Source organism: Kitasatospora sp. NPDC049285, from assembly GCF_040678815.1.
Lineage (GTDB): Bacteria > Actinomycetota > Actinomycetes > Streptomycetales > Streptomycetaceae > Kitasatospora.
On the sequence record NZ_JBFAQR010000006.1, the window covers coordinates 15,479 to 34,846 of the forward strand.

A 19,368-nucleotide genomic window follows, 5' to 3' on the forward strand; every position below is an offset into this window, starting at 1 on the left:
ACGGATTGCGCCCGGGTGCCCTCCTTCAAGCCTAAAGGTTGCGATTCGTCCCGATTACCGGGAGGTCACTCGCCCTTGGCCTTGGCGATGATGTCGTCCGCCACGTTCCGCGGAACCTCGGCGTACGAGTCGAACTGCATCGAGTAGCTTGCGCGACCAGAGGTCTTGCTGCGCAGGTCACCGACGTAGCCGAACATCTCGGAGAGCGGCACAAGCGCCTTGACGACGCGAGCACCGTGACGCTCCTCCATGGCCCGGATCTGGCCACGGCGGGAGTTGATGTCGCCGATCACGTCGCCCATGTAGTCCTCGGGGGTGGTGACCTCGACGGCCATCATCGGCTCGAGCAGAGCCGGCGACGCCTTCTTGGCACCTTCCTTGAACGCCATGGAACCGGCGATCTTGAACGCGAGCTCGGACGAGTCGACGTCGTGCGACGCACCGTCGAGCAGGCTCACGCGGACGCCCTGGAGCGGGTAGCCGGCGAGCACGCCGAACTCCATGGCCTCCTGGCAACCGGCGTCGACCGAGGGGATGTACTCCTTCGGCACGCGGCCACCGGTGACCTTGTTGACGAACTCGTAGCCCTCGCCGGACTCCAGCGGCTCGATCGCGATCTGGATCTTCGCGAACTGGCCGGAACCACCGGTCTGCTTCTTGTGCGTGTAGTCGATGCGCTCGACGGCCTTGCGGATCGTCTCGCGGTACGCGACCTGCGGCTTGCCGACGTTGGCCTCGACCTTGAACTCACGGCGCATACGGTCGACCAGCACCTCGAGGTGCAGCTCGCCCATACCCGCGATGATGGTCTGGCCGGTCTCCTCGTCGGTGTTGACCTGGAAGGACGGGTCCTCCTCGGCCAGACGCTGGATCGCGACGCCCAGCTTCTCCTGGTCGCCCTTCGACTTGGGCTCGATCGCGACGCGGATGACCGGGGCCGGGAAGTCCATGGACTCCAGGATGACCGGCTGCTTCTCGTCGGACAGCGTCTCACCGGTGGTGGTCTGCTTGAGGCCCATGACGGCGATGATGTCGCCGGCGCCCACCGAGTCGATCTCCTCACGCTTGTTCGCGTGCATGCGGTAGATCTTGCCGATGCGCTCCTTCTTGCCCTTGACGGAGTTCAGCACCGAGGTGCCGGACTCCAGGCGGCCGGAGTACACGCGGACGAAGGTGAGCTTGCCCAGGTGCGGGTCAGACATGATCTTGAACGCGAGCGCGGCGAGCGGCTCGTCGTCCGAGGCCTGACGGACGATCTTCTCGTCGGGGTTGTTCGGCTTGGTGCCCTCGATGCCCTCGATGTCGAGCGGCGACGGCAGGTACTTCACAACCGCGTCGAGCAGGGGCTGGACGCCCTTGTTCTTGAACGCCGAGCCGCAGAAGATCGGGGTGAAGTCCGAGTTCAGCGTGCCCTTGCGGATCGCGGCGACCAGCAGCTCCTCGGGGATGTCCTCGCCCTCGAGGGCGAGCTCCATCACCTCGTCGCTGACGTTCGACACGGTGTCGAGCAGGGCCTCGCGGTACTCCGCGGCCTTCTCGGCGAGGTCGGCCGGGATGTCGACGGTGTCGTACATCTCGCCCTTGGGCGCGTCGGCGGACCAGACCAGGGCCTTCATCTTCACCAGGTCGACGACACCGGCGAAGTCGCCCTCGGCGCCGATCGGCAGCTGCATGACCAGCGGGGTGGCGCCGAGGCGGTCCACGATGGTCTGCACGCAGAAGTAGAAGTCGGCGCCCGTGCGGTCCAGCTTGTTGATGAAGCAGATGCGCGGGACGCCGTAGCGGTCAGCCTGCCGCCACACGGTCTCGGACTGGGGCTCCACACCGGCGACGCCGTCGAACACCGTCACGCCACCGTCGAGCACGCGCAGCGAACGCTCCACCTCGACGGTGAAGTCGACGTGGCCCGGGGTGTCGATGATGTTGATGGTGTGGTCGGAGTCGTCGAGGGTCCAGTGACAGGTCGTCGCGGCCGACGTGATGGTGATGCCGCGCTCCTGCTCCTGCTCCATCCAGTCCATGGTGGCAGCGCCATCGTGGACCTCACCGATCTTGTACGAGACACCGGTGTAGAACAGGATCCGCTCGGTGGTGGTGGTCTTGCCCGCGTCGATGTGCGCCATGATCCCGATGTTGCGGACCTTGGCGAGGTCAAGGGAGGTTGCAGCCATGGTGGCTCGTTCTCTCTCTGTCTAGTGACGGGGTTCGGACTACCAGCGGTAGTGCGCGAAGGCCTTGTTGGACTCGGCCATCTTGTGGGTGTCCTCGCGACGCTTCACGGAAGCGCCCAGGCCGTTGCTGGCGTCGAGGATCTCGTTGAGCAGACGCTCGGTCATGGTCTTCTCGCGACGGGCGCGGGAGTAACCGACCAGCCAGCGCAGCGCCAGGGTGTTGGCGCGGCCCGGACGGACCTCGACCGGCACCTGGTAGGTGGCGCCACCGACGCGGCGGGACTTGACCTCGAGGGTCGGCTTGACGTTCTCCAGCGCGCGCTTGAGCGCGACGACCGGGTCGGCACCGGTCTTCTCACGGACGCCCTCGAGGGCGCCGTAGACGATCCGCTCGGCGGTGGAGCGCTTGCCGTGCAGCAGGATCTTGTTGACCAGCGAGGTCACCAGCGGGGAGCCGTAGACCGGGTCGATGATGACCGGGCGCTTCGGGGCGGGGCCCTTACGAGGCATTCTTACTTCTCCTTCTTGGCGCCGTAGCGGCTGCGAGCCTGCTTGCGGTTCTTGACACCCTGGGTGTCGAGCGAACCGCGGATGATCTTGTAGCGGACACCAGGAAGGTCCTTCACACGACCACCGCGAACCAGCACGATGGAGTGCTCCTGCAGGTTGTGGCCCTCGCCCGGAATGTAAGCGGTGACCTCGATCCCGCTGGTGAGGCGCACACGGGCGACCTTACGGAGAGCCGAGTTCGGCTTCTTCGGGGTGGTCGTGTACACACGCGTGCAGACGCCGCGACGCTGGGGCGAACCCTTCAGTGCGGGCGTCTTGTTCTTCTCGACCTTGTCCTGCCGGCCCTTTCGGACCAGCTGCTGGATCGTAGGCACCGTTTCTCCGTTTTCTGTGTGCCAAGGCTTGGTAAAACTAACCTGCGGTGTTCTCCCACCACCACCGACCCACGCGGTCGGGCGTGTTGGGCCTCTTCGGGGGAAGAATCACGGAATCCCATGAGCTGAGCTGCGGCGACGGCACAGGCCGGACGGGAGGAAACTCCGCCGCGGCGGCCGGTCTGCTGGCACGCACAAGGACCCGGGCACACCCCAGGCACAAGGTCAGAGCCTACCTAGCGCATGGGCGGCGGTCAAAACAAATGGGGCGCGCCCGGGGTGTGCGGCGTTCGGCTCAGTCCACCGAGGCCAGTCGCGAGCTCCGGCGACCGGTGCCGAAGCCCGAGAACCGCTCCGGGCGCTCGCCCGGGGCGCGGTTGGTCGCGAACGCCGGGACCAGCACCAACAGCGCGGCCGCGGTGTAGATCGCCAGCCACGGCAGCCAGCCCAGCGGCGGCAGCCAGCGGGCGTGGTGGATCAGCCAGGAGCCGTCGGTGCCCAGGGCGTAGCGGCGCAGCGTCCAGTAGAACGCCAGTGCGTTGACCCCGGCCATCGAGACCGCGGTGATGCCGGTCAGCCGGCGCCAGGGCAGCATCGGCCGTTCCTCGTCCTTGGCGGACAGCACGAAGCCGCACAGCAGCGGCAGGCCGACCGCGAAGGGCAGCAGGTAGCGGCCCTGCCAGACCGGGCCGAGCTGGTACTGGGCGGCCTGCGCGGCGGCCGGGACGAAGAGCGTGGCGAGGGTCATCGCGATCACCGCGAAGATCTGCCGGCGGTTGCCCAGGGTGACCGTCAGCATGGCCAGCAGGCCGGTCGCGCCGATCCACACCACCCAGGTGATCGGCGGGGCCTTGGTGTCCAGCCAGCCGAAGAAGCCGATCATCTGCTCGATGTGTTCCATGCCGTACGCGAAGGTCGTCTTGGCGGCGTACCAGGGGTTGTACCAGTACGGGATGTCGATCACCGAGTTGTCGGGGTGCGCGGCGGCCCAGGCCAGCGCGCCGACCGCGGAGGCGCCGAGCAGGGCCGCCCAGAGCCACAGCGCCTTGCGGCGCAGCACCTGGCGGACCGCGCCGCGCTGCTGGAGCAGGAGTGCGAAGGCGATCGCGCCGGCGAACCAGAACAGACCCAGCGGGCGGATGTTGATCAGCACCACGCCGCCCAGGCCGAGTCTGGCCAGTCGGCGGTTGAGCAGCAGCGGGTCGGGCGACATCAGGATGGACAGCGCCGCGGTCCACACCAGGATGCCGGCCGCGATCTCGCCGCCGCTGGGGTTGACCATGCCGGCCATGAACAGCGCCATCGGGGTGGCCGCGACCAGCAGGCCGAGCATCGCGGGCGCCCTGCGCCGCCACTCGTTGACCCCGACCATGGCGCTGGCCAGCAGCGCGGCGCACAGCCCGGCGGACAGCAGGCGCATCAGGTACAGCGCGGCCGGGCCGCTGGTGACCAGCGTGGGCAGGCCGGTGAAGAGGTAGTAGGCGGGGTGGTAGCGGCCGGCCGCGGTGGTGGCCTGCACGGTCGGGCCGCCGGAGCCGATCTTCGGCATGCAGTTCGCGGTGTTGCGGGGCTCCCAGGCGTAGCACTGGTAGTCCGAGGACAGGTCGCGGTACCACGCGGGCAGCTGGACGCCGGTCTCGGCGAAGTAGCCGTCGACGCCGGCCACGGTGTGCTTGACCATCACCTCGGTGCCGCCGAACTGGCCGCGGGCGACCGCGGCGGCGCGGATGAAGTGCGCGTGCTCGTCCGGGGAGGCGCCCAGCGGGGTGGCGGCCGACCAGGCGCCGGCCAGCGCCATGAAGAGCGCGAAGGAGACCAGCCACAGGCGGCGCGGGGAACGGGTCATCCGGTCGGCGAGGCGGCTCAGGCGGGCCGTCGTCCGGCTCTGCGCGCTCATCGGATGTACGTCAGCCACGTCTGGTCCCCGTCCTTGGAACACTGGTGATTCGGTGCGAACTTCGGGCAGGTGCCGTCGAGTTTGCGCACGGTGTGCGAGACCCACGGCAGCACCCGGTAGGTGCCGTCGTTGGCGGGCAGGTAGCGGTCCGACATGGAGGAGGAGACCGTACCCAGGAGGAGCAGCAGGCCGCACAGCGCGCCTATCACGGCGGCGGGCCGGCCGATGGTGCCGAGCAGTGCGGCGGGCCCGTTGTCCCCCGTGGCGCGCTGCCGCTCGGCGAGTCGCAGCGTGACCACGTGCGCGACCAGCGCGCAGAGGATCATGCCGCAGTACAGCAGTTGGTTGTCGGTGCGGGTGTACAGCTGGACGGTGTGCGTCTCGTACATGTGCGAGGCGATGTACATCCGCATCAGCCAGGCGCTGACGAACATCGCCACCACGGTGACCACCAGCGGGCGGCGGATGCCGAGCCAGAGGGCCACGCCCAGGCAGACGAAGGTGACCACCGCGAACAGGCCGAGGCCGCCGTACTCGCCGGGCGGCGGCCAGTCGGTGACCTTGCCGGGCATGTCGGTGCGCCACATCAGGTAGTAGGCGGGGTCGGTGAAGTTGTCGAACCGGAAGTTCGAGTCCTTGGTGCTCTGGCCCTCGGTGAGCATCACCGACAGGTAGCTGCCGGCCAGCAGCAGGAAGGCCAGCACGGTGGAGCCCAGGAAGGCGGCGCCCTTGCCCGGGGCGGTGCGCCAGGGGAAGTACAGCAGCGCGGCGACCAGCACGCCGGCGGCGCTCCACAGGAACCAGCCGGAGTAGGTGAGGAAGAGCAGGGCGAGCAGCACGCCGAAGCCGGCGCCGATCGCCAGCAGCTTGGGCCAGCGCTGGTTCCCGCTCCGCCGCAGCGCCACCACCAGGGCGATCAGCGTGGGGATCAGCACCGCCAGCACGGTCTGGCTGTACGGCTTGTAGGCGTCGATCAGGGTGAACGCCGGGGCGACGCCGAAGGCCAGGGCGCGCAGCGGGCTGAGCAGCATCCGCCAGGCGAGGTAGGTCAGCGGGCCGAACGCGGCGGCGCCGAGGATCTGCAGGTCCTTGAAGGCGTACGCGGTGTTGCCGTCGTGGAACCACTGCGCGTAGTAGCCGAGGGTGTACAGCGGGCCGGGCGGGTAGACCGCGGAGCCGGACGGCTGGCCGTGCGCGACGGCCTGCGCCCATTCGACGATCCGGCCGCTGTCGCCGTTCAGGCCGAACATCGGCCACGGCGTGCCGAGCAGCGCCATCACGGCGCCGGCCGCGACGAAGCCGCTGGCCAGGCCCGCTATGGCGGCGCTGGCGAACCGCACCACCAGGTCGAAGTGCCGGCCACGGCGCAGCCGCATGGCGATCACCACGGCGGCGAGGCAGACCAGGCCGAGCAGCGCGAACCGCAGCTGGATCGCGGCCAGGCCGCTGACCTGGGCGATCCGGTCCAGCGGGTCGAGCTGGAAGCTCCGGGCCATGAACGGGAGGATCAGCGCGGCGAGGAACGCCACCGCCGCCTCCATGGCCAGCAGGGCGGGCGCGGACCCCGCCAGCCGGGCCCACCCGGCCCGTCCGCGCCCGCGCGCGGCGGCGCGGCTCTCGGGGCCGGGCAGCACGCCCGCCGACCCCTCGGTACTGACAGTCACAGGTGGTTTCCTCTTGCTGGTCGTCGTCCGGCGCCGCACAGGGGCAGCGACCACGCATCCTACTGGGCAGGTCCAGACCGGCTGCGGCTAGCACAGCCCTGAGCGGAAGGCCAGTTCAGCGTGGGTGCCGGCGGGCGCCGGCGGGTCACCCGCCGGTGACGCCGACCAGCACCGTGAGGCCGAGCAGCAGCGCCCAGCCGGCGATCGAGACCCAGCCGAGGACCAGGCCGAGGACCGCCAGGTTGTCGCCGTCCTCGCGCGTGCTGCGGATCTGGGCGCGGGCGATGTGGCCGGTGATCACGGCGGGCAGCGCGGTGGTGCCCATGGTGGGGATGCACAGGCCGCCGAGGACCGCGGCGGCCAGCGCCATGCCGTTGCGCGGGCGCGGCGGGCTGGGCAGGAAGGTCGGCGGCACGAGCGGGACGGCGGCGCCGAACGGGGCGACCATCGGGCCGGCCGGCAGGTCGGCGACCAGCGCGGCGAGCTGCCCGTAGGTGGCGGCCTGGTGGGCGGCGCCCATCCGGTGCTCGTACTCGGCGGCGCTGAGCCGGCCCTCCGCGTAGGCGGCCTTCAGCACGTCGACGGTCCGCTCACGGTCGGTGTGCGCGGCCCGCATGGCGGACTGCTGCGTCGGCGCCGGCTGCCAGGGCTGCTGCCCGTACGGCGCCGGAGGTCCCCACTGTCCGGCCATCACGGCCTCCCTCCCGATTCCCCGCGCTGCGGGTGCTCCCAGGATGCAGGACGAACGGCGGGCCCGGGTAGTTGCCGACGCGGCCGGGCAGGTCGGCGGGGTACGGGTACCGCCGAACGGGGGATGGGAGAGGAGGGGCGGCGATCATAGGGTCGTACTGATCCGCCCCGCCCCGGTCCGAGAAGGAGATCCCCCGCCATGCAGGCGCCCACCTCGCCGCCCGCCGTCTCGATCCGCGACCTGTGGAAGCGCTTCGGCGCGCAGACCGCGGTCGCCGGACTCAGCCTCGACCTGCCGGCCGGGTCGTTCATCGGCCTGGTCGGGCCGAACGGCGCGGGCAAGACCACCACGCTGTCGATGGTCACCGGCCTGCTGCGGCCGGACCACGGGACGGTGCTGGTGCACGGCGCCGACGTCTGGCAGGACCCGGTCGCGGTGAAGGCCCGGATCGGCATCCTGCCGGAGGGCCTGCGGATGTTCGAGCGGCTCAGCGGCCGGGAGCTGCTGCAGTACAACGGCCGGCTGCGCGGCCTGCCCGGCCCGGAGACCGACCGGCGCGCCGAGGAGCTGCTGGCCGTGCTCGACCTGACCGGCGCCGCGGACAAGCTGGTCGCCGACTACTCCACCGGCATGCGCAAGAAGATCGGCCTGGCCGCCGCGCTGCTGCACAACCCGGACGTGCTGTTCCTCGACGAGCCCTTCGAGGGCGTCGACCCGGTCTCCGCGCAGACCATCCGCGGCGTGCTGAGCCGCTACGCCGCCTCCGGCTCCACCGTGGTCTTCTCCAGCCACGTGATGGAGCTGGTCGAGTCGCTGTGCGACTGGGTGGCGGTGATCAACGCCGGGCAGGTGGTGGCCGCCGGTCCGCTGGACGAGGTCCGCGGCGCCACCTCGCTGCACCAGGCCTTCCTCGGCCTGGTCGGGGTGCGCGAGGACGACGGGCAGGCGCTGGACTGGCTGGGCGGGGGCAACCGGTGAGCTCCACCGTCACCGCCGACGACCGGACCGTCGTCCGGGCCCTGGTCGCGCTGAAGGTGCGGCTGCTGCGCAACGGGCTGCGGCGCAGCCCCGGGCGGGCCGTCGGGTACGTGCTGGGCACCGTGTTCGGGGTGCTGCTGGCCGCCGGCGTGGCCACCGGCTTCGCGGTGCTGCACGGGCACCCGGGCGCCGCCGACGCCGCCGCGGTGCTCACCGCCGCGCTCACCCTCTGCTGGGCCTCGCTGCCGCTGTTCCTGTTCGCGGGCGACGAGAGCGCCGACCCGACCCGGCTCACCATGCTGCCGCTGCGCCCGCCCGCGCTGCTGCGCGGCACCCTGCTGGGCAGCCTGATCGGCCCGGGCCCGGCGATCGGCCTGCTGCTGCTCGCGGGCGCCGCGGTCGCGGCCGGCGCGGGCCCGGCGTCCGCCGTGGTGGCGGTGGTCGCGGTGCCGCTCACCCTGGTCACGCTGCTGGCGCTGTCCCGTTCGGTGGCGGCCGGCAACGCCCGGCTGCTCTCCTCGCGCCGCGGCAAGGACTTCGCGATCTTCGGCGGGCTGGCCTTCGCGGTGCTGGTGCAGATCGGCAACCTGGGCTTCCAGAGCGCCGTCAAGGACCCGGGCCGCGGCCTCGACCTCTCGCCGCTGCACCCGTACGCCGCCGTGCTGCGCTGGATCCCGCCGGTCTCCGGCCTGGACGCGGTGCGCTCCGCCGGGGACGGCGACTACGCGTTCGCGGCGCTGCAGCTGGCGCTCACCGGCGGCCTGCTGGCGCTGCTGCTGCGCTGGTGGCTGCGCAGCCTGCAAAACCTGATGGTCAGCGGCGACGCCTCCACGCTGGTGGACACCTCCTCGGCACGCTCCACCCGGGCCTGGCGGCTGCTCCCGCAGGGCCGGGTCGGCGCGGTGCTGCAGCGGCACCTGCGGTACGCCTGGCGGGAGCCGCGCGCCAAGGCCGCGATCTTCACCGGCGTCGGCATGACCTGCGTCTTCGCCGTGCTCTCGGTGGTGCAGGGCTGGAGCTCGGTGTACGTGATCTGCGCCGGCGGGCTGATGCTGGGCCTGCAGACCGCCAACCTGTTCGGCATGGACGGCTCCGCGTTCTGGATGGTCGCCGCCGCGCTGAGCACCCGTCAGGACGCCCGGGACGAACTCGCCGGCCGGGTCTACGCGATCCTCGGCTACGCCGTCCCGCTGGTGCTGGTGCTCGCCCCGCTGCTGGCCGCCGTCACCGGCGACTGGGCGAACCTGGCGCCCGCACTCGGCCTGACCATGGCGGCGCTCGGCGCCGGCGCGGGCCTGGGCTGCCTGCTCAGCGTGCTCGCCCCGTTCGCGCTGCCCGCCGACGGCAACCCGATGCGCAACGCCGCGCCGGGCCAGAACGGCGTCGTGATGCTGAACGCCTTCGGCTCGATGATCGGCGTCGCCGTGCTCTGCCTGCCGGTCGGCGCGCTGCTCGGCTGGCTGCTGCTGGACCACCGCGCCGCCTGGCCGGTGCTCCCGGTCGGCGTGCTGTACGGCGCGGCGCTGGCGCTGCTGGGCATGCGGCTGGCCGCCGGGCGGCTGCTGACCCGCTCCCCCGAGATCCTGGCCCGGGTGGTCGAGCGCTGACGGCCTTGCGGGCGGCCTCCGGCATCATGGACAGCGGCCGACACCCCGAAGGAAGCAGGACCCCGTGACCACCAGCGAGCAGTCCGTCGACGAGTTGCTGGCGGGCGCGGTGCAGCAGGTGGTGGCGGCGCCCGCGGACGGGCTGGAGTACGTGGTGGACGGCGCGGCGTCGGTGCTGGCCGCGTCGGTGGAGCGCTGGCCGCTGGTCAGCCGGGCGCTGCTGGGACTGGCGGAGCGCTCGATCGGCCGGTGCTGGACGGCGGGCTGGCGGCCCGCGGACCTGGTGCGGGTGGCCCGGCGGGAGCTGGACCCGGCGCACCTGGCGCTGGCGGTGGACCTGATCGCCGCGGAGGGCCGCCGCCATCCGGCGGCCGCGCTGGACCGCCGCTGGCAGGACCAGCTGCGGGAGTTGGAGGCCGAGCCGTGGTGGCCGTCGGACGACGAGTTCCTGCAGCGGTTCGCCGAGCGGCACCGGCTGGACCGGTTCGCGCTGGCGACGGCCGCCCTGGAGCTGCTGCGGACCTGGGCCCACCTGCCGCCGATCACCCCGGTGGGGCCGGTCCCGGGGCAGCAGGCGTCCACGTCGGTGCGGGCGCCGCGCGGCGGTGAGCCGCGGATGCTGGGCCGGATCCGGGCGCTGCTGGCGAAGGCGGAGTCGACCGGCTTCCCGGAGGAGGCGGAGGCGCTGACCGCGAAGGCCCAGCAGCTGATGGCCCGTCACTCGATCGACGAGGCGCTGCTGGCGGTCGGCGGTCCGTCCGCGGACGAGCCGGGGGCGGTGCGGATCGGGGTGGACAACCCGTACGAGGGCCCGAAGACGATGCTGCTGGACGCGGTGGCGGCGGCGAACCGGTGCCGGGTGGTGTGGGCGAAGGAGTTCGGCTTCTGCACGGTGATCGGGTTCGACGCGGACCTGGACGCGGTGGAGCTGCTGTACACCTCGCTGCTGGTGCAGGCGACCGCGGCGATGCACCGGGCGGGCAGCCGCAAGCACAAGGACGGGGCGCCGCGCACCAAGGCCTTCCGGCAGTCGTTCCTGGTCGCGTACGCTGCGCGGATCCGCGAGCGGCTGGCGGCGGCGACCGAGCGGGCGACCGAGGACGCGGCCGCCGGGCGACCTCTGGACGAGGACGGCGCCGAGGTGCAACTCGCGCCGGACGAGCGGCCGTTGCCGGACGAGCGGCTGCTGCCGGTGCTGGCGGCCCGGGCGGAGGCGGTGGACGACGCGGTGGGGAAGATGTTCCCGAAGCTGGTGTCGCAGCGGGTGCGGGTGAGCGACGGCGAGGGCTGGCACGAGGGCCGGGCCGCCGCCGACCGGGCCTCGCTGCACGGCGCGGCGGGCCGGATCGCCCGCTGACGTCGGCTCGAGCGGGCCACGTATCGAGCTGACGACATATCGACTCGAGGGTGAGGGGCGGGAGTTGGAGTACGCGGAGCGGGTGCGCGGGTCGCTGCTGGGCGGGGCGCTGGGCGACGCCCTGGGCTGGCCGGTGGAGTTCCTGCAGCTGGATCAGATCCGGGCGCGGTTCGGCCCGGCGGGCCTGACCGGCCTGGCGGCGGGCGGCCGCGGCGGTGAGGTCACCGACGACACCCAGATGACGCTGTTCACCGCGGAGGGCCTGATCCGCGGCGGCCGCCCGTCCGACCTCCACCAGGCGTACCGGCGCTGGCTGCTGACGCAGCGACTGCCCGGCCCGGAGCGGCAGCCGGACGGCTGGCTGCTGGCCCAGCCGTTCCTGTACGCCTCGCGCGCGCCGGGCGGCGCCTGCCTGTCCGGGATCGGCGGCAGCCCGGAGTTCCGGGGCCTGGTGCCGTTCGGACAGGACGGCCGGGTGAACCCGCAGTCCAAGGGCTGCGGCACCGTGATGCGCTCGGCGCCGTTCGGGCTGATCGGCCTCGGCGCCGAGCAGGCCTTCGAACTGGCCGCCCAGTGTGCCCAGTTGACGCACGGACACCCGACCGGCTACCTGGCCGCCGGGGCGTTCGCGGCGCTGGTGGAGCGGCTCGCCGCCGGGGCGGAGCTGCCCGCGGCGGTCGAGGAGACCATCGCGCAGGTCGAGCAGCACCCGGGCGGCGCGGAGACCGCGCAGGCGCTGCGCCGCGCGGTGCGCCTCGCGGCCGAGGAGCCGCCCGCCGCCGAGACGGTGGAGCGGGTCGGCCTCGGCTGGATCGCCGAGGAGTGCCTGGCGATCGCGGTGTACGCGGCGCTGGCCGGAGCGGACGCCCGGGCGGCGCTGGTGCTGTCGGTGAACCACTCCGGCGACAGCGACTCGACCGGTGCGGTCTGCGGGAACCTGGTCGGCGCGCTCCACGGCACCGCCGGGCTGCCCGCCGACTGGTGCACCGAGGTGGAGGGCCGCGCGACGGTGCTGCGGGTGGCCGACGACCTGCTGGCGGTCTTCGCCGAGCGGCGGCCGGCCGAGGTCGCCGACCGCTACCCGGGGGCGCCGCGGTGAGCGTGAGCCTGGAGAAGCTGGCGCGCACCGCACCCGGCCTGGTCGTCCTGTACAAGTCGGCCAAGGTCAGCCTGGACAAGACCGGCCTGACCGGGACGCGCGCCGCGGTGTACCTGGTGCTGGACCGCTCCGGGTCGATGCGCTCGTTCTACCGCTCGGGCGCGGTGCAGCACTTCGCCGAGCAGGTGCTGGCGCTCTCCGCGCACCTGGACGACGACGGCACGGTGCCGGTGGTGTTCTTCTCCACCGGCGTGGACGGGGTGGCCGAGCTCTCGGTGGACGACTACCGGGGCCGGATCGACCAGGCCCACCAGGCGATGGGCAGGATGGGCCTGACCAGCTACCACGTGGCGATGAAGGCGGTGATCGGGCACTACCTGCGCTCCGGGAACACCGCGCCCGCGCTGGTGGTGTTCCAGACCGACGGCGGTCCGACCTCGCGGACCGCGGCGCAGGACATGCTCTGCCTCGCCGCGGAACTGCCGATGTTCTGGCAGTTCGTAGGGTTCGGCGACCCCGCCGACCGGGAGTTCGCGTTCCTGCACCGGCTGGACGAACTGCCCGTGCCGCGCCGCCGGCCGGTCGACAACGCCGGGTTCTTCCCGGCCGGCCGCGACCCGCGCGCGGTGCCCGACGAGGTGCTGTACGACCGGCTGCTCTCGGAGTTCCCGCAGTGGCTGCGGGCAGCGGCGGCGGCAGGCGTCCTGGGCGCTGTCTGACCGGCGCGGGATACTGGAACCGGCGGCCGGGCGGGGGCATCCCACCCGGTGACGATGCCTCAACCAGGCGTCGTACAAGGGTGATTCGGGGGAATCGTCATGCTGGAACGAGTGCGCCGACTGCGGGACGCGATGGCCCGGGAGGACGACGCCGCGGTCGAGAGCGCGGTCTGGGACCTGCTGGACAGCGTGCAGTCCGCGGCGGACCTGCTGGTCGCCGCCGCCGACGCGCCGGCCGACGTGCTGGCCGCCGAGCCGGCCGGCCGCTGGGACGGCCTGCCGGTGCTGCCCGCGCTGCTGGGCGACCCGGAGGGCGAGCACGCGACGCTGGAGCTGGGCACGGTGCTGGCCGCGGCGGTGGCCCGGGCGCAGGCCCGCCGCTCCGGCCCGGCGCCGCTGGAGACGGTGGCCCGGCTGATGGTGCCCGTCGCGGCCGCCGACCGGCTGTCCGCCGAGCGGGCCCGCACGGTCGCCGAGCGGCACGGCACCGTCCTGCCGGAGGGCGCCGTGCCCGGCCCGCGGATCGCCGACGAACTGGCCACCGGCCGACCGCTGTACGGAAGTTACGAGGACCAGCAGCTCGACGTGTGGGGTCCGCGGGCCGGCAAGACCACCGCCCGGGCGATCCCGGCGGTGCTCGACGCGCCGGGCCCGGTGCTGGCCACCTCCACCGGGCGCGAGCTGCTGCTCGCCACCCGCGCGCTGCGCGAACGCCGCGGCCCGGTCCGGGTGTTCGACCCGCAGCAGCTGACCGGCGAGCGGGCCGAGTGGTGGTGGAACCCGCTGGACACGGTGGGTGACCTGGCCGCCGCCCGCACCCTGGCCGGGGTGTTCGCGGACGGCGCCCGGCCCGGCGGGGCCCGCTCCGACGAGCTCCCCGACCCGGCGGCCGAGGAGTTGACTGCCTGTCTGCTGCTGGCCGCCGCGCTCTCCGGCGCCCCGGTCACCCGGGTGCGCACCTGGCTGTCCCGGCCGAAGGACGACGCCGCGCTGCGGATCCTGTGCGAGGCGGGCGAGGACCGGGCCGCGGAGAGCCTGGCCGCCGGGACCCAGGCCCCGGACGCGCACCGGCTGGCCGTCCACGCCGCCGCGCTGGCGCAGACCGCCTGCCTGACCGACCCGCGGGCGGCCGCCTGGATCACCCCGGGCGGCGGCCGCCCCCGGCTGGACCTCGGCGAACTCCTCGACGCCGGCGGCACCCTGTACGCGCTCTCCCGGCAGGGCGCCGACCCGGCCGGCCCGCTGACCGCCGCGCTGACCGTGACCGCGCTGGAGACCGCCGAGCGCCGGGCCGCCGACCAGCGGCTCGGCCGGCTGGCCACCCCGCTGGTCGGCGTCCTGGACGACGCGGCCGCCGTCTGCCGCTGGCGGCGCCTGCCGGACCTGTACGCCTACTACGGCTCGCGCGGGATCTGCCTGCTGACGCTGCTGCAGTCCTGGTCCCAGGGCGCGGAGGCCTGGGGTGAGACCGGGATGCGCAAGCTCTGGTCGGCGGCGACGGTGCGGGTCTACGGCGGCGGCGTCGCCGAGCCCGCCTTCCTGCGGATGCTCTCCGAACTGACCGGGTCGCACACCGCGGCCCGCTTCCAGGTCGGCCACCTCGCGCAGCCGGGCGCCGCCGCCCGCACCGTCACCCGCAACGAGGTGCAGCTACCGCTGCTGGACGTGGCCGAGCTGGCCGCGCTGCCGGCCGGCCGGGTGCTGGTGCTGCCGTCCGGCAGCCGCCCGCTGCTGGCCCGCGCGGTGCCCTGGTGGGACGGCCCGCACGCCGCCGACGTCCGGTCAGCGCTGGCCGGGAACTGACGGGGCGTCGGACCGGGGCGGCACCGGCCCCGGAGCCCGGCGTCAGTCCCAGAGCTTGCCGAAGGCCAGCAGCTCCTCGCGGTACTCGATCCGCTCCACCCACTCCTGCGGCCACGCCTGCTCGCCGTGCGCGGTGCCCGCGAACGCGCCGGCCAGGCAGGCCAGCGAGTCGGAGTCGCCGGAGGAGGCGGCGGCCCGGCGGACCGCCGCCACCGGGTCGTCCGGCAGCAGCAGGAAGCAGAGCAGCGCGGTGGCGAACGCCTCCTCGGCCACCCAGCCGGCGCCGGTGCGCTCGCAGGGATCGGCGTCCACCTCGCCGGCGGCGAGCGCCGCGTCGAGCCGGTCCAGGGCGAGCAGGCAGTCGTCCCAGCCGCGGGCGATGAACGCCTCGCGCGAGTGGTCCTGGGCCTTCTCGGCGAGCTCGCCGAGCCAGAACTCGTCGTAGCTGAGCCGCTGTTCGAGGGCGTGCGCGCGCAGCCGGGCGGGCAGGCCGGCCGGGTCGGCGCCCTGCGCCAGCCAGCGCACCGTGAACGCGGTGAGCTCGCTGGCGGCCAGCGCGGTGGGGTGGCCGTGGGTGAGGCCGGACTGCAGCTGCGCCGCACCGGCGACCTGGCGGTCGCTCAACTCCCGGACCAGGCCCACCGGGGCGACCCGCATGTTGGCGCCGCAGCCCTTGGAGCCGAGGTCGCTGGCGTCCTGCCAGGCCCGATCGGTGGAGAGCCGGAAGCAGGACCGCAGGCACGTCATGCCGGGCGCGCGGTCGTTGTCCGGGGAGCGCCACCAGTCCACGAACTCGTCGCGCAGCGGCAGTTCGAGGCGCAGCGGGACCAGCGGACCGTCCGCCAGGGCCGCCCGCAGGGCGCGTGCCACGGCGAGCGTCATCTGGGTGTCGTCGGTGACCTTCGCCCGCTTCGGCAGCGGCAGCCGCCGCCAGTCCGGGCTGAGCAGCCGGATCTCGTCGTACGTCAGGAACTCGGTCGGCTTGCCCATGGCGTCGCCGATCGCCAACCCCAGCATCGCGCCCGTCGCCCGCCCCACGGCGTCCTCCCCTTGACCTCGGCCTACCGGACCTCGACCGGCAGTTCCTTCAGCCCGCGGATCACGTAGCCGGGCTGCCACTCGGGCTCGCGCACCAGCGACAGCCCGGGGGCCTTGCGGAGCAGTGCGCCGTAGGACTCGGTGAGCTCAAGTCTGGCAAGCGGAGCGCCGAGACAGAAGTGGATTCCCGCGCCGAAGGTGATGTGCGGGTTGTCGGCGCGGCCCAGGTCGAGCCGGTCCGGGTCGGCGAACCGCTCCGGGTCGCGGTTGGCGGAGCCGAACAGCAGCGCCACCTCGGCGCCGCGCGGGATCCGCACCCCGCCGACCTCGATGTCGTCCAGCACCCAGCGCTCGAACATCTGCAGCGGGGTGTCGTAGCGCATCAGTTCCTCGATCGCGGTGGGCAGCAGCCCGTCCACGTCGGCGCGCAGGCGGGCCAGTTCGCCGGGGTTGCGAAACAGCGCCCACCAGCCGTTGCCGGTGGTGTTGACGGTCGCCTCGTGGCCGGCGTTCAGCAGCAGCACGCAGGTGGAGACCATCTCCTGCTCGCTCAGCCGGTCGCCGTCCTCCGCGGCCTGCGCGAGCGCGGAGATCAGGTCGCCGCCCGGTTCGGCGCGCCGACGGCGGATCAACTCCCGCAGGTAGTCGGAGAACTCGACGCTGGCGGCGACCGCGCGGCGGGCCGTCTCGGGGCTCGGGTTGAGCTCGAACATCCCGGTGATGTCGGCCGACCAGGGCCGCAGCTGGTGCCGGTCGGACTCGGGCACGCCCAGCATCTCGGCGATCACCGCGACCGGCAGCGGCTCCGCGACCGCGGCGATCAGGTCGCCGCCGCCGTCCGCGAGCAGTCCGTCGACCAGCTCGCCCGCCAGCCGGGCCACCGCCGGGCGCAGCGACTCCACCATCCGCGGCGTGAACGCCTTGGACACCAGCCGCCGGATCCGGGTGTGGTCCGGGGCCTCCAGGTCCAGCAGCCCGTGGTCGTTGAGGGTGTGGAACGGCTCGTGCGCCGGATCCGGCGCGGGCCGTCCGAACTCCTCGTGGGTGAAGCGGTGGGTGTAGGTCCGGCCGAGTCGACGGTCCCTCAGCAGGGCGCTGACGTCCGCGTACCGGGCGATCAGCCACTGGTCGCTCGGCGCGTAGTGGCTCACCGGCGCCTGCTCCCGCAGCTGCGCGTAGGCCGGGTACGGGTGGGCCACGAACTCGGCCGACCACGGGTCGAACGCCGCACTCGCCATCGATCTTCTCCCTGCTCGTCGGGCTGCCATGGTAAACAGCCCGACGAGCGGGTCCGACGGTCAGCCGCGGGACAGGTCGCCGTCGACGATCCGGCGCACCAGCTTCGGCAGCGCCTCGGAGATCGGCTCCCGGATCACCTCGGCGGCGTCGCCGTCGTAGTGGGTGGGCTCGCCGTTGACGATGATCAGCTTCGCGCCGTTCTCCAGCGCCTCGGCGGGCAGCAACGCCGCGGGCGTCACCTGGAGGCTGGTGCCCACCGCGATGAACAGCTGGCAGGCGCTCGCGACGGTGGCCGCCTGCTCCACCACCCGGTCGTCCAGCGGCTCGCCGAACATCACCGTGCGCGGTCGCAGCACCTCGCCGCACTGCGCGCAGCCCGGGTCGTCCTCCCCCGCCGCCACCCGCTCCAGCGCCGCCGCCATCGTCGTCACCGCCGCGCAGCCGACGCACTGCACCTCGGCCGCGGTGCCGTGCAGTTCGATCACCTTCCGGGCCGGCAGGCCCGCCTTCTGGTGCAGCCCGTCCACGTTCTGCGTCAGCACCCGCATCGGCACGCCGGAGCGCTCCAGCTCGACCAGCGCCAGGTGCCCCGGGTTCGGCTCGGCGGACCCCGCCCCGGCGTCCCGCCGCAGCAGCCAGGACCGGCGCCGCACCTCGGTGCTCTCCAGGTACGGCCCGATCGTCACGAGTTCCTGCGCGCTCGGATCGCGCTGCCAGAGCCCTTGCGGCCCGCGGTAGTCGGGGATCCCCGAGTCCGTCGAGATCCCCGCCCCCGTCAACACCGCCACCAGCGGACGCTTCTCAGTCATGCTCCGGACGGTACGGCCCGCGGCCCCTTGTGACCACCGGTTATCACCGGCCGGAAGGCCAGCCCGTACAGCACCGCCCCGACCGCGAGGAAGTCCAGCGACGCCCCCATCACCACCGTGCCCACCAGCACCAGCGCCGCGCTCCACCACGGCGCGGCGCCCGCGAGCACCGCCCGCACCAGCAGTCCGAGCAGGCCGACGTAGACCAGCATCGGCACCACCGTGTACACCACCGGCATCACCCCGGGCACCGACTGCACCTTGTCGAACAGCTCCGACCGGTCCGCCACGTTCCTCGCCACCGCGCCCACGTACAGGTCGATCCCGGTCTGCACCAGCGAGGCCGCGATGCCCGCCCACCCGAGGTCCCGCCAGATCCGGCCCCACACCCCGCGCCCGCCGCCGAGCCGCGCCAACTCCCCCAGTCCGACGCCCAGCAGCGCGAGCGCCGCGAACAGTGCCAGGTGCCCGACCATCCACCCGGCCCCGATCCCGCGCGACCCCGGTACCAGCCGTACCAGTCCGTACACCGCCAGCAGCCCCGCGGACCACCCCAACGCCCGACGCCCCGTCACCATCGCCCGACTCCCCTACCCGAGTGCCATCTCCGACACCCCCAACCCTGCCGCCACCGCCTCCCGTGCACCTCCCCCGCACCGGCGAAACGGCGGCCTCCCCCGCGAGGGGTAGGGGACGTCCACTAGGGAGTCGCCGCGCTCACTCCCCGCCCGCTACCACCGCCCCGGCCTCGTAGGCGAAGACCACCGCGTGCACCCGGTCCCGCAGGGCCAGCTTCGCCAGCACGTTGCTCACGTGCGTCTTCACCGTGTGCTCGCTCACCACCAGCTCGGCCGCGATCTCCGCGTTCGACATGCCCCGGGCGACCAGCCGCAGGGTCTCCAACTCCCGTACCGTGAGCCGCTCCAGCAGTCGGGCGGGCGGGCGCCCGGAGCCGACCGCGCCGGCCGCGCCGCGTCGCGCGGTGGCCTCGCCGATCACCCGCCGGGTCACCGACGGCGCCAGCAGCGCGTCACCGGACGCGACGACCCGCACCGCGTGCGCCAGGTCGTCGCGTCGCACGTCCTTCAGCAGGAAGCCGCTCGCGCCCGCGTACAGCGCGTCGAACACGTAGTCGTCGACGTCGAAGGTGGTCAGCATGATCACCTTGCAGTCGGGGAACTCCGCGCACACCCGCCGCGCCGCCTCCAGCCCGTCCATCACGGGCATCCGGACGTCCAGCAGCAGCACGTCCGGCCCGTGCTCGCGCACGGCGGAGACCGCCTCGGCCCCGTCGGCGGCCTCGGCGACCACCGTGATGTCCGGCTGGGCGTCCAGGATCATGCCGAAGCCGGCCCGCACCAGTTCCTGGTCATCCGCGATGACCACCCGAATCGTCAACCCGTCCCTCTCCC

At 73.3% G+C, this 19,368-nt stretch carries 17 protein-coding genes; 6 read left to right on the top strand and 11 right to left on the bottom strand.

The window, feature by feature from the left end; translation table 11 throughout:
* Nucleotides 1-65 precede the first annotated feature (65 nt).
* The 6 genes from fusA to AB0K51_RS06220 all read right to left on the bottom strand — a co-directional run bounded on the left by fusA (nt 66) and on the right by AB0K51_RS06220 (nt 7,307).
* Nucleotides 66-2,171: an elongation factor G gene (gene fusA, locus AB0K51_RS06195; protein ID WP_363451084.1), complete on the bottom strand. Its 2,106-nt coding sequence runs from the start codon at nt 2,169-2,171 to the stop codon at nt 66-68.
* A gap of 39 nt (nt 2,172-2,210) precedes the next feature.
* A complete protein-coding gene (gene rpsG / locus AB0K51_RS06200; protein ID WP_030457432.1) occupies nt 2,211-2,681 on the bottom strand; it encodes a 30S ribosomal protein S7 in 471 nt (156 codons plus the stop codon).
* Nucleotides 2,682-2,683: 2 nt separating this feature from the next.
* The gene (gene rpsL / locus AB0K51_RS06205) at nt 2,684-3,055 is read right to left on the bottom strand and encodes a 30S ribosomal protein S12 (RefSeq protein WP_014144289.1); all 372 of its coding nucleotides are present in this window, start codon (nt 3,053-3,055) and stop codon (nt 2,684-2,686) included.
* A 295-nt stretch (nt 3,056-3,350) separates the two neighbouring features.
* A complete protein-coding gene (locus AB0K51_RS06210) occupies nt 3,351-4,952 on the bottom strand; it encodes a DUF2142 domain-containing protein (protein ID WP_363451086.1) in 1,602 nt (533 codons plus the stop codon).
* The gene (locus AB0K51_RS06215) at nt 4,949-6,616 is read right to left on the bottom strand and encodes a hypothetical protein (RefSeq protein WP_363451088.1); all 1,668 of its coding nucleotides are present in this window, start codon (nt 6,614-6,616) and stop codon (nt 4,949-4,951) included. Before AB0K51_RS06215 ends, AB0K51_RS06210 begins: the two co-directional genes overlap by 4 nt.
* A 145-nt stretch (nt 6,617-6,761) precedes the next feature.
* Entirely contained in the window at nt 6,762-7,307 is a 546-nt protein-coding gene (locus AB0K51_RS06220) for a DUF1707 and DUF4190 domain-containing protein (protein ID WP_363451090.1), read from the bottom strand.
* 198 nt (nt 7,308-7,505) lie between these two features.
* Here AB0K51_RS06220 and AB0K51_RS06225 point away from each other — a divergent pair, with 198 nt between their 5' ends.
* The 6 genes from AB0K51_RS06225 to AB0K51_RS06250 all read left to right on the top strand — a co-directional run bounded on the left by AB0K51_RS06225 (nt 7,506) and on the right by AB0K51_RS06250 (nt 14,870).
* Complete coding sequence (locus tag AB0K51_RS06225) at nt 7,506-8,285, top strand: ABC transporter ATP-binding protein (protein ID WP_363451092.1); 780 nt, start codon at nt 7,506-7,508, stop codon at nt 8,283-8,285.
* Nucleotides 8,282-9,892 (top strand): transporter, encoded by a 1,611-nt coding sequence (locus AB0K51_RS06230; RefSeq protein WP_363451094.1) that lies wholly within the window; start codon nt 8,282-8,284, stop codon nt 9,890-9,892. Before AB0K51_RS06225 ends, AB0K51_RS06230 begins: the two co-directional genes overlap by 4 nt.
* Nucleotides 9,893-9,956: 64 nt before the next feature.
* Nucleotides 9,957-11,249, top strand: coding sequence for a DUF2786 domain-containing protein (locus AB0K51_RS06235; protein ID WP_363451096.1), 1,293 nt, complete (start codon nt 9,957-9,959; stop codon nt 11,247-11,249).
* Nucleotides 11,250-11,313: 64 nt separating this feature from the next.
* Nucleotides 11,314-12,348 carry an ADP-ribosylglycohydrolase family protein gene (locus AB0K51_RS06240; RefSeq protein WP_363451098.1) on the top strand — a complete coding sequence of 345 codons (1,035 nt, stop codon included), beginning with the start codon at nt 11,314-11,316 and terminating at the stop codon, nt 12,346-12,348.
* Nucleotides 12,345-13,067: a VWA domain-containing protein gene (locus tag AB0K51_RS06245; RefSeq protein ID WP_363451100.1), complete on the top strand. Its 723-nt coding sequence runs from the start codon at nt 12,345-12,347 to the stop codon at nt 13,065-13,067. The genes AB0K51_RS06240 and AB0K51_RS06245 overlap by 4 nt, the downstream gene beginning before the upstream one ends.
* A 99-nt stretch (nt 13,068-13,166) precedes the next feature.
* Entirely contained in the window at nt 13,167-14,870 is a 1,704-nt protein-coding gene (locus AB0K51_RS06250) for a TraM recognition domain-containing protein (protein WP_363451102.1), read from the top strand.
* Nucleotides 14,871-14,912: 42 nt separating this feature from the next.
* On the opposite strand, the gene AB0K51_RS06255 is transcribed toward AB0K51_RS06250, so the two are convergent.
* From AB0K51_RS06255 to AB0K51_RS06275, 5 genes are all read right to left on the bottom strand, one after another.
* On the bottom strand, nt 14,913-15,887 hold the full coding sequence (locus AB0K51_RS06255; RefSeq protein ID WP_363451406.1) for an ADP-ribosylglycohydrolase family protein: 975 nt from the start codon (nt 15,885-15,887) through the stop codon (nt 14,913-14,915).
* A 44-nt stretch (nt 15,888-15,931) separates the two neighbouring features.
* Complete coding sequence (locus tag AB0K51_RS06260) at nt 15,932-17,146, bottom strand: cytochrome P450 (protein ID WP_363451104.1); 1,215 nt, start codon at nt 17,144-17,146, stop codon at nt 15,932-15,934.
* 60 nt (nt 17,147-17,206) lie between these two features.
* Nucleotides 17,207-17,956 carry a Sir2 family NAD-dependent protein deacetylase gene (locus tag AB0K51_RS06265; protein ID WP_363451106.1) on the bottom strand — a complete coding sequence of 250 codons (750 nt, stop codon included), beginning with the start codon at nt 17,954-17,956 and terminating at the stop codon, nt 17,207-17,209.
* Nucleotides 17,953-18,534 (bottom strand): hypothetical protein, encoded by a 582-nt coding sequence (locus tag AB0K51_RS06270; protein ID WP_363451108.1) that lies wholly within the window; start codon nt 18,532-18,534, stop codon nt 17,953-17,955. The genes AB0K51_RS06265 and AB0K51_RS06270 overlap by 4 nt, the downstream gene beginning before the upstream one ends.
* 139 nt (nt 18,535-18,673) lie before the next feature.
* Entirely contained in the window at nt 18,674-19,354 is a 681-nt protein-coding gene (locus AB0K51_RS06275) for a response regulator transcription factor (RefSeq protein ID WP_363451110.1), read from the bottom strand.
* Between the last annotated feature and the right edge of the window lie 14 nt (nt 19,355-19,368).

Bases quoted from the DNA above. Each gene is read 5' to 3' on its own strand.
- fusA (WP_363451084.1), bottom strand. From the start codon at position 2,171: ATGGCTGCAACCTCCCTTGACCTCGCCAAGGTCCGCAACATCGGGATC.
- rpsG (WP_030457432.1), bottom strand. From the start codon at position 2,681: ATGCCTCGTAAGGGCCCCGCCCCGAAGCGCCCGGTCATCATCGACCCG.
- AB0K51_RS06210 (WP_363451086.1), bottom strand. From the start codon at position 4,952: ATGAGCGCGCAGAGCCGGACGACGGCCCGCCTGAGCCGCCTCGCCGAC.
- AB0K51_RS06220 (WP_363451090.1), bottom strand. From the start codon at position 7,307: ATGGCCGGACAGTGGGGACCTCCGGCGCCGTACGGGCAGCAGCCCTGG.
- AB0K51_RS06225 (WP_363451092.1), top strand. From the start codon at position 7,506: ATGCAGGCGCCCACCTCGCCGCCCGCCGTCTCGATCCGCGACCTGTGG.
- AB0K51_RS06250 (WP_363451102.1), top strand. From the start codon at position 13,167: ATGCTGGAACGAGTGCGCCGACTGCGGGACGCGATGGCCCGGGAGGAC.
- AB0K51_RS06255 (WP_363451406.1), bottom strand. From the start codon at position 15,887: ATGCTGGGGTTGGCGATCGGCGACGCCATGGGCAAGCCGACCGAGTTC.
- AB0K51_RS06260 (WP_363451104.1), bottom strand. From the start codon at position 17,146: ATGGCGAGTGCGGCGTTCGACCCGTGGTCGGCCGAGTTCGTGGCCCAC.
- AB0K51_RS06265 (WP_363451106.1), bottom strand. From the start codon at position 17,956: ATGACTGAGAAGCGTCCGCTGGTGGCGGTGTTGACGGGGGCGGGGATC.
- AB0K51_RS06270 (WP_363451108.1), bottom strand. From the start codon at position 18,534: ATGGTGACGGGGCGTCGGGCGTTGGGGTGGTCCGCGGGGCTGCTGGCG.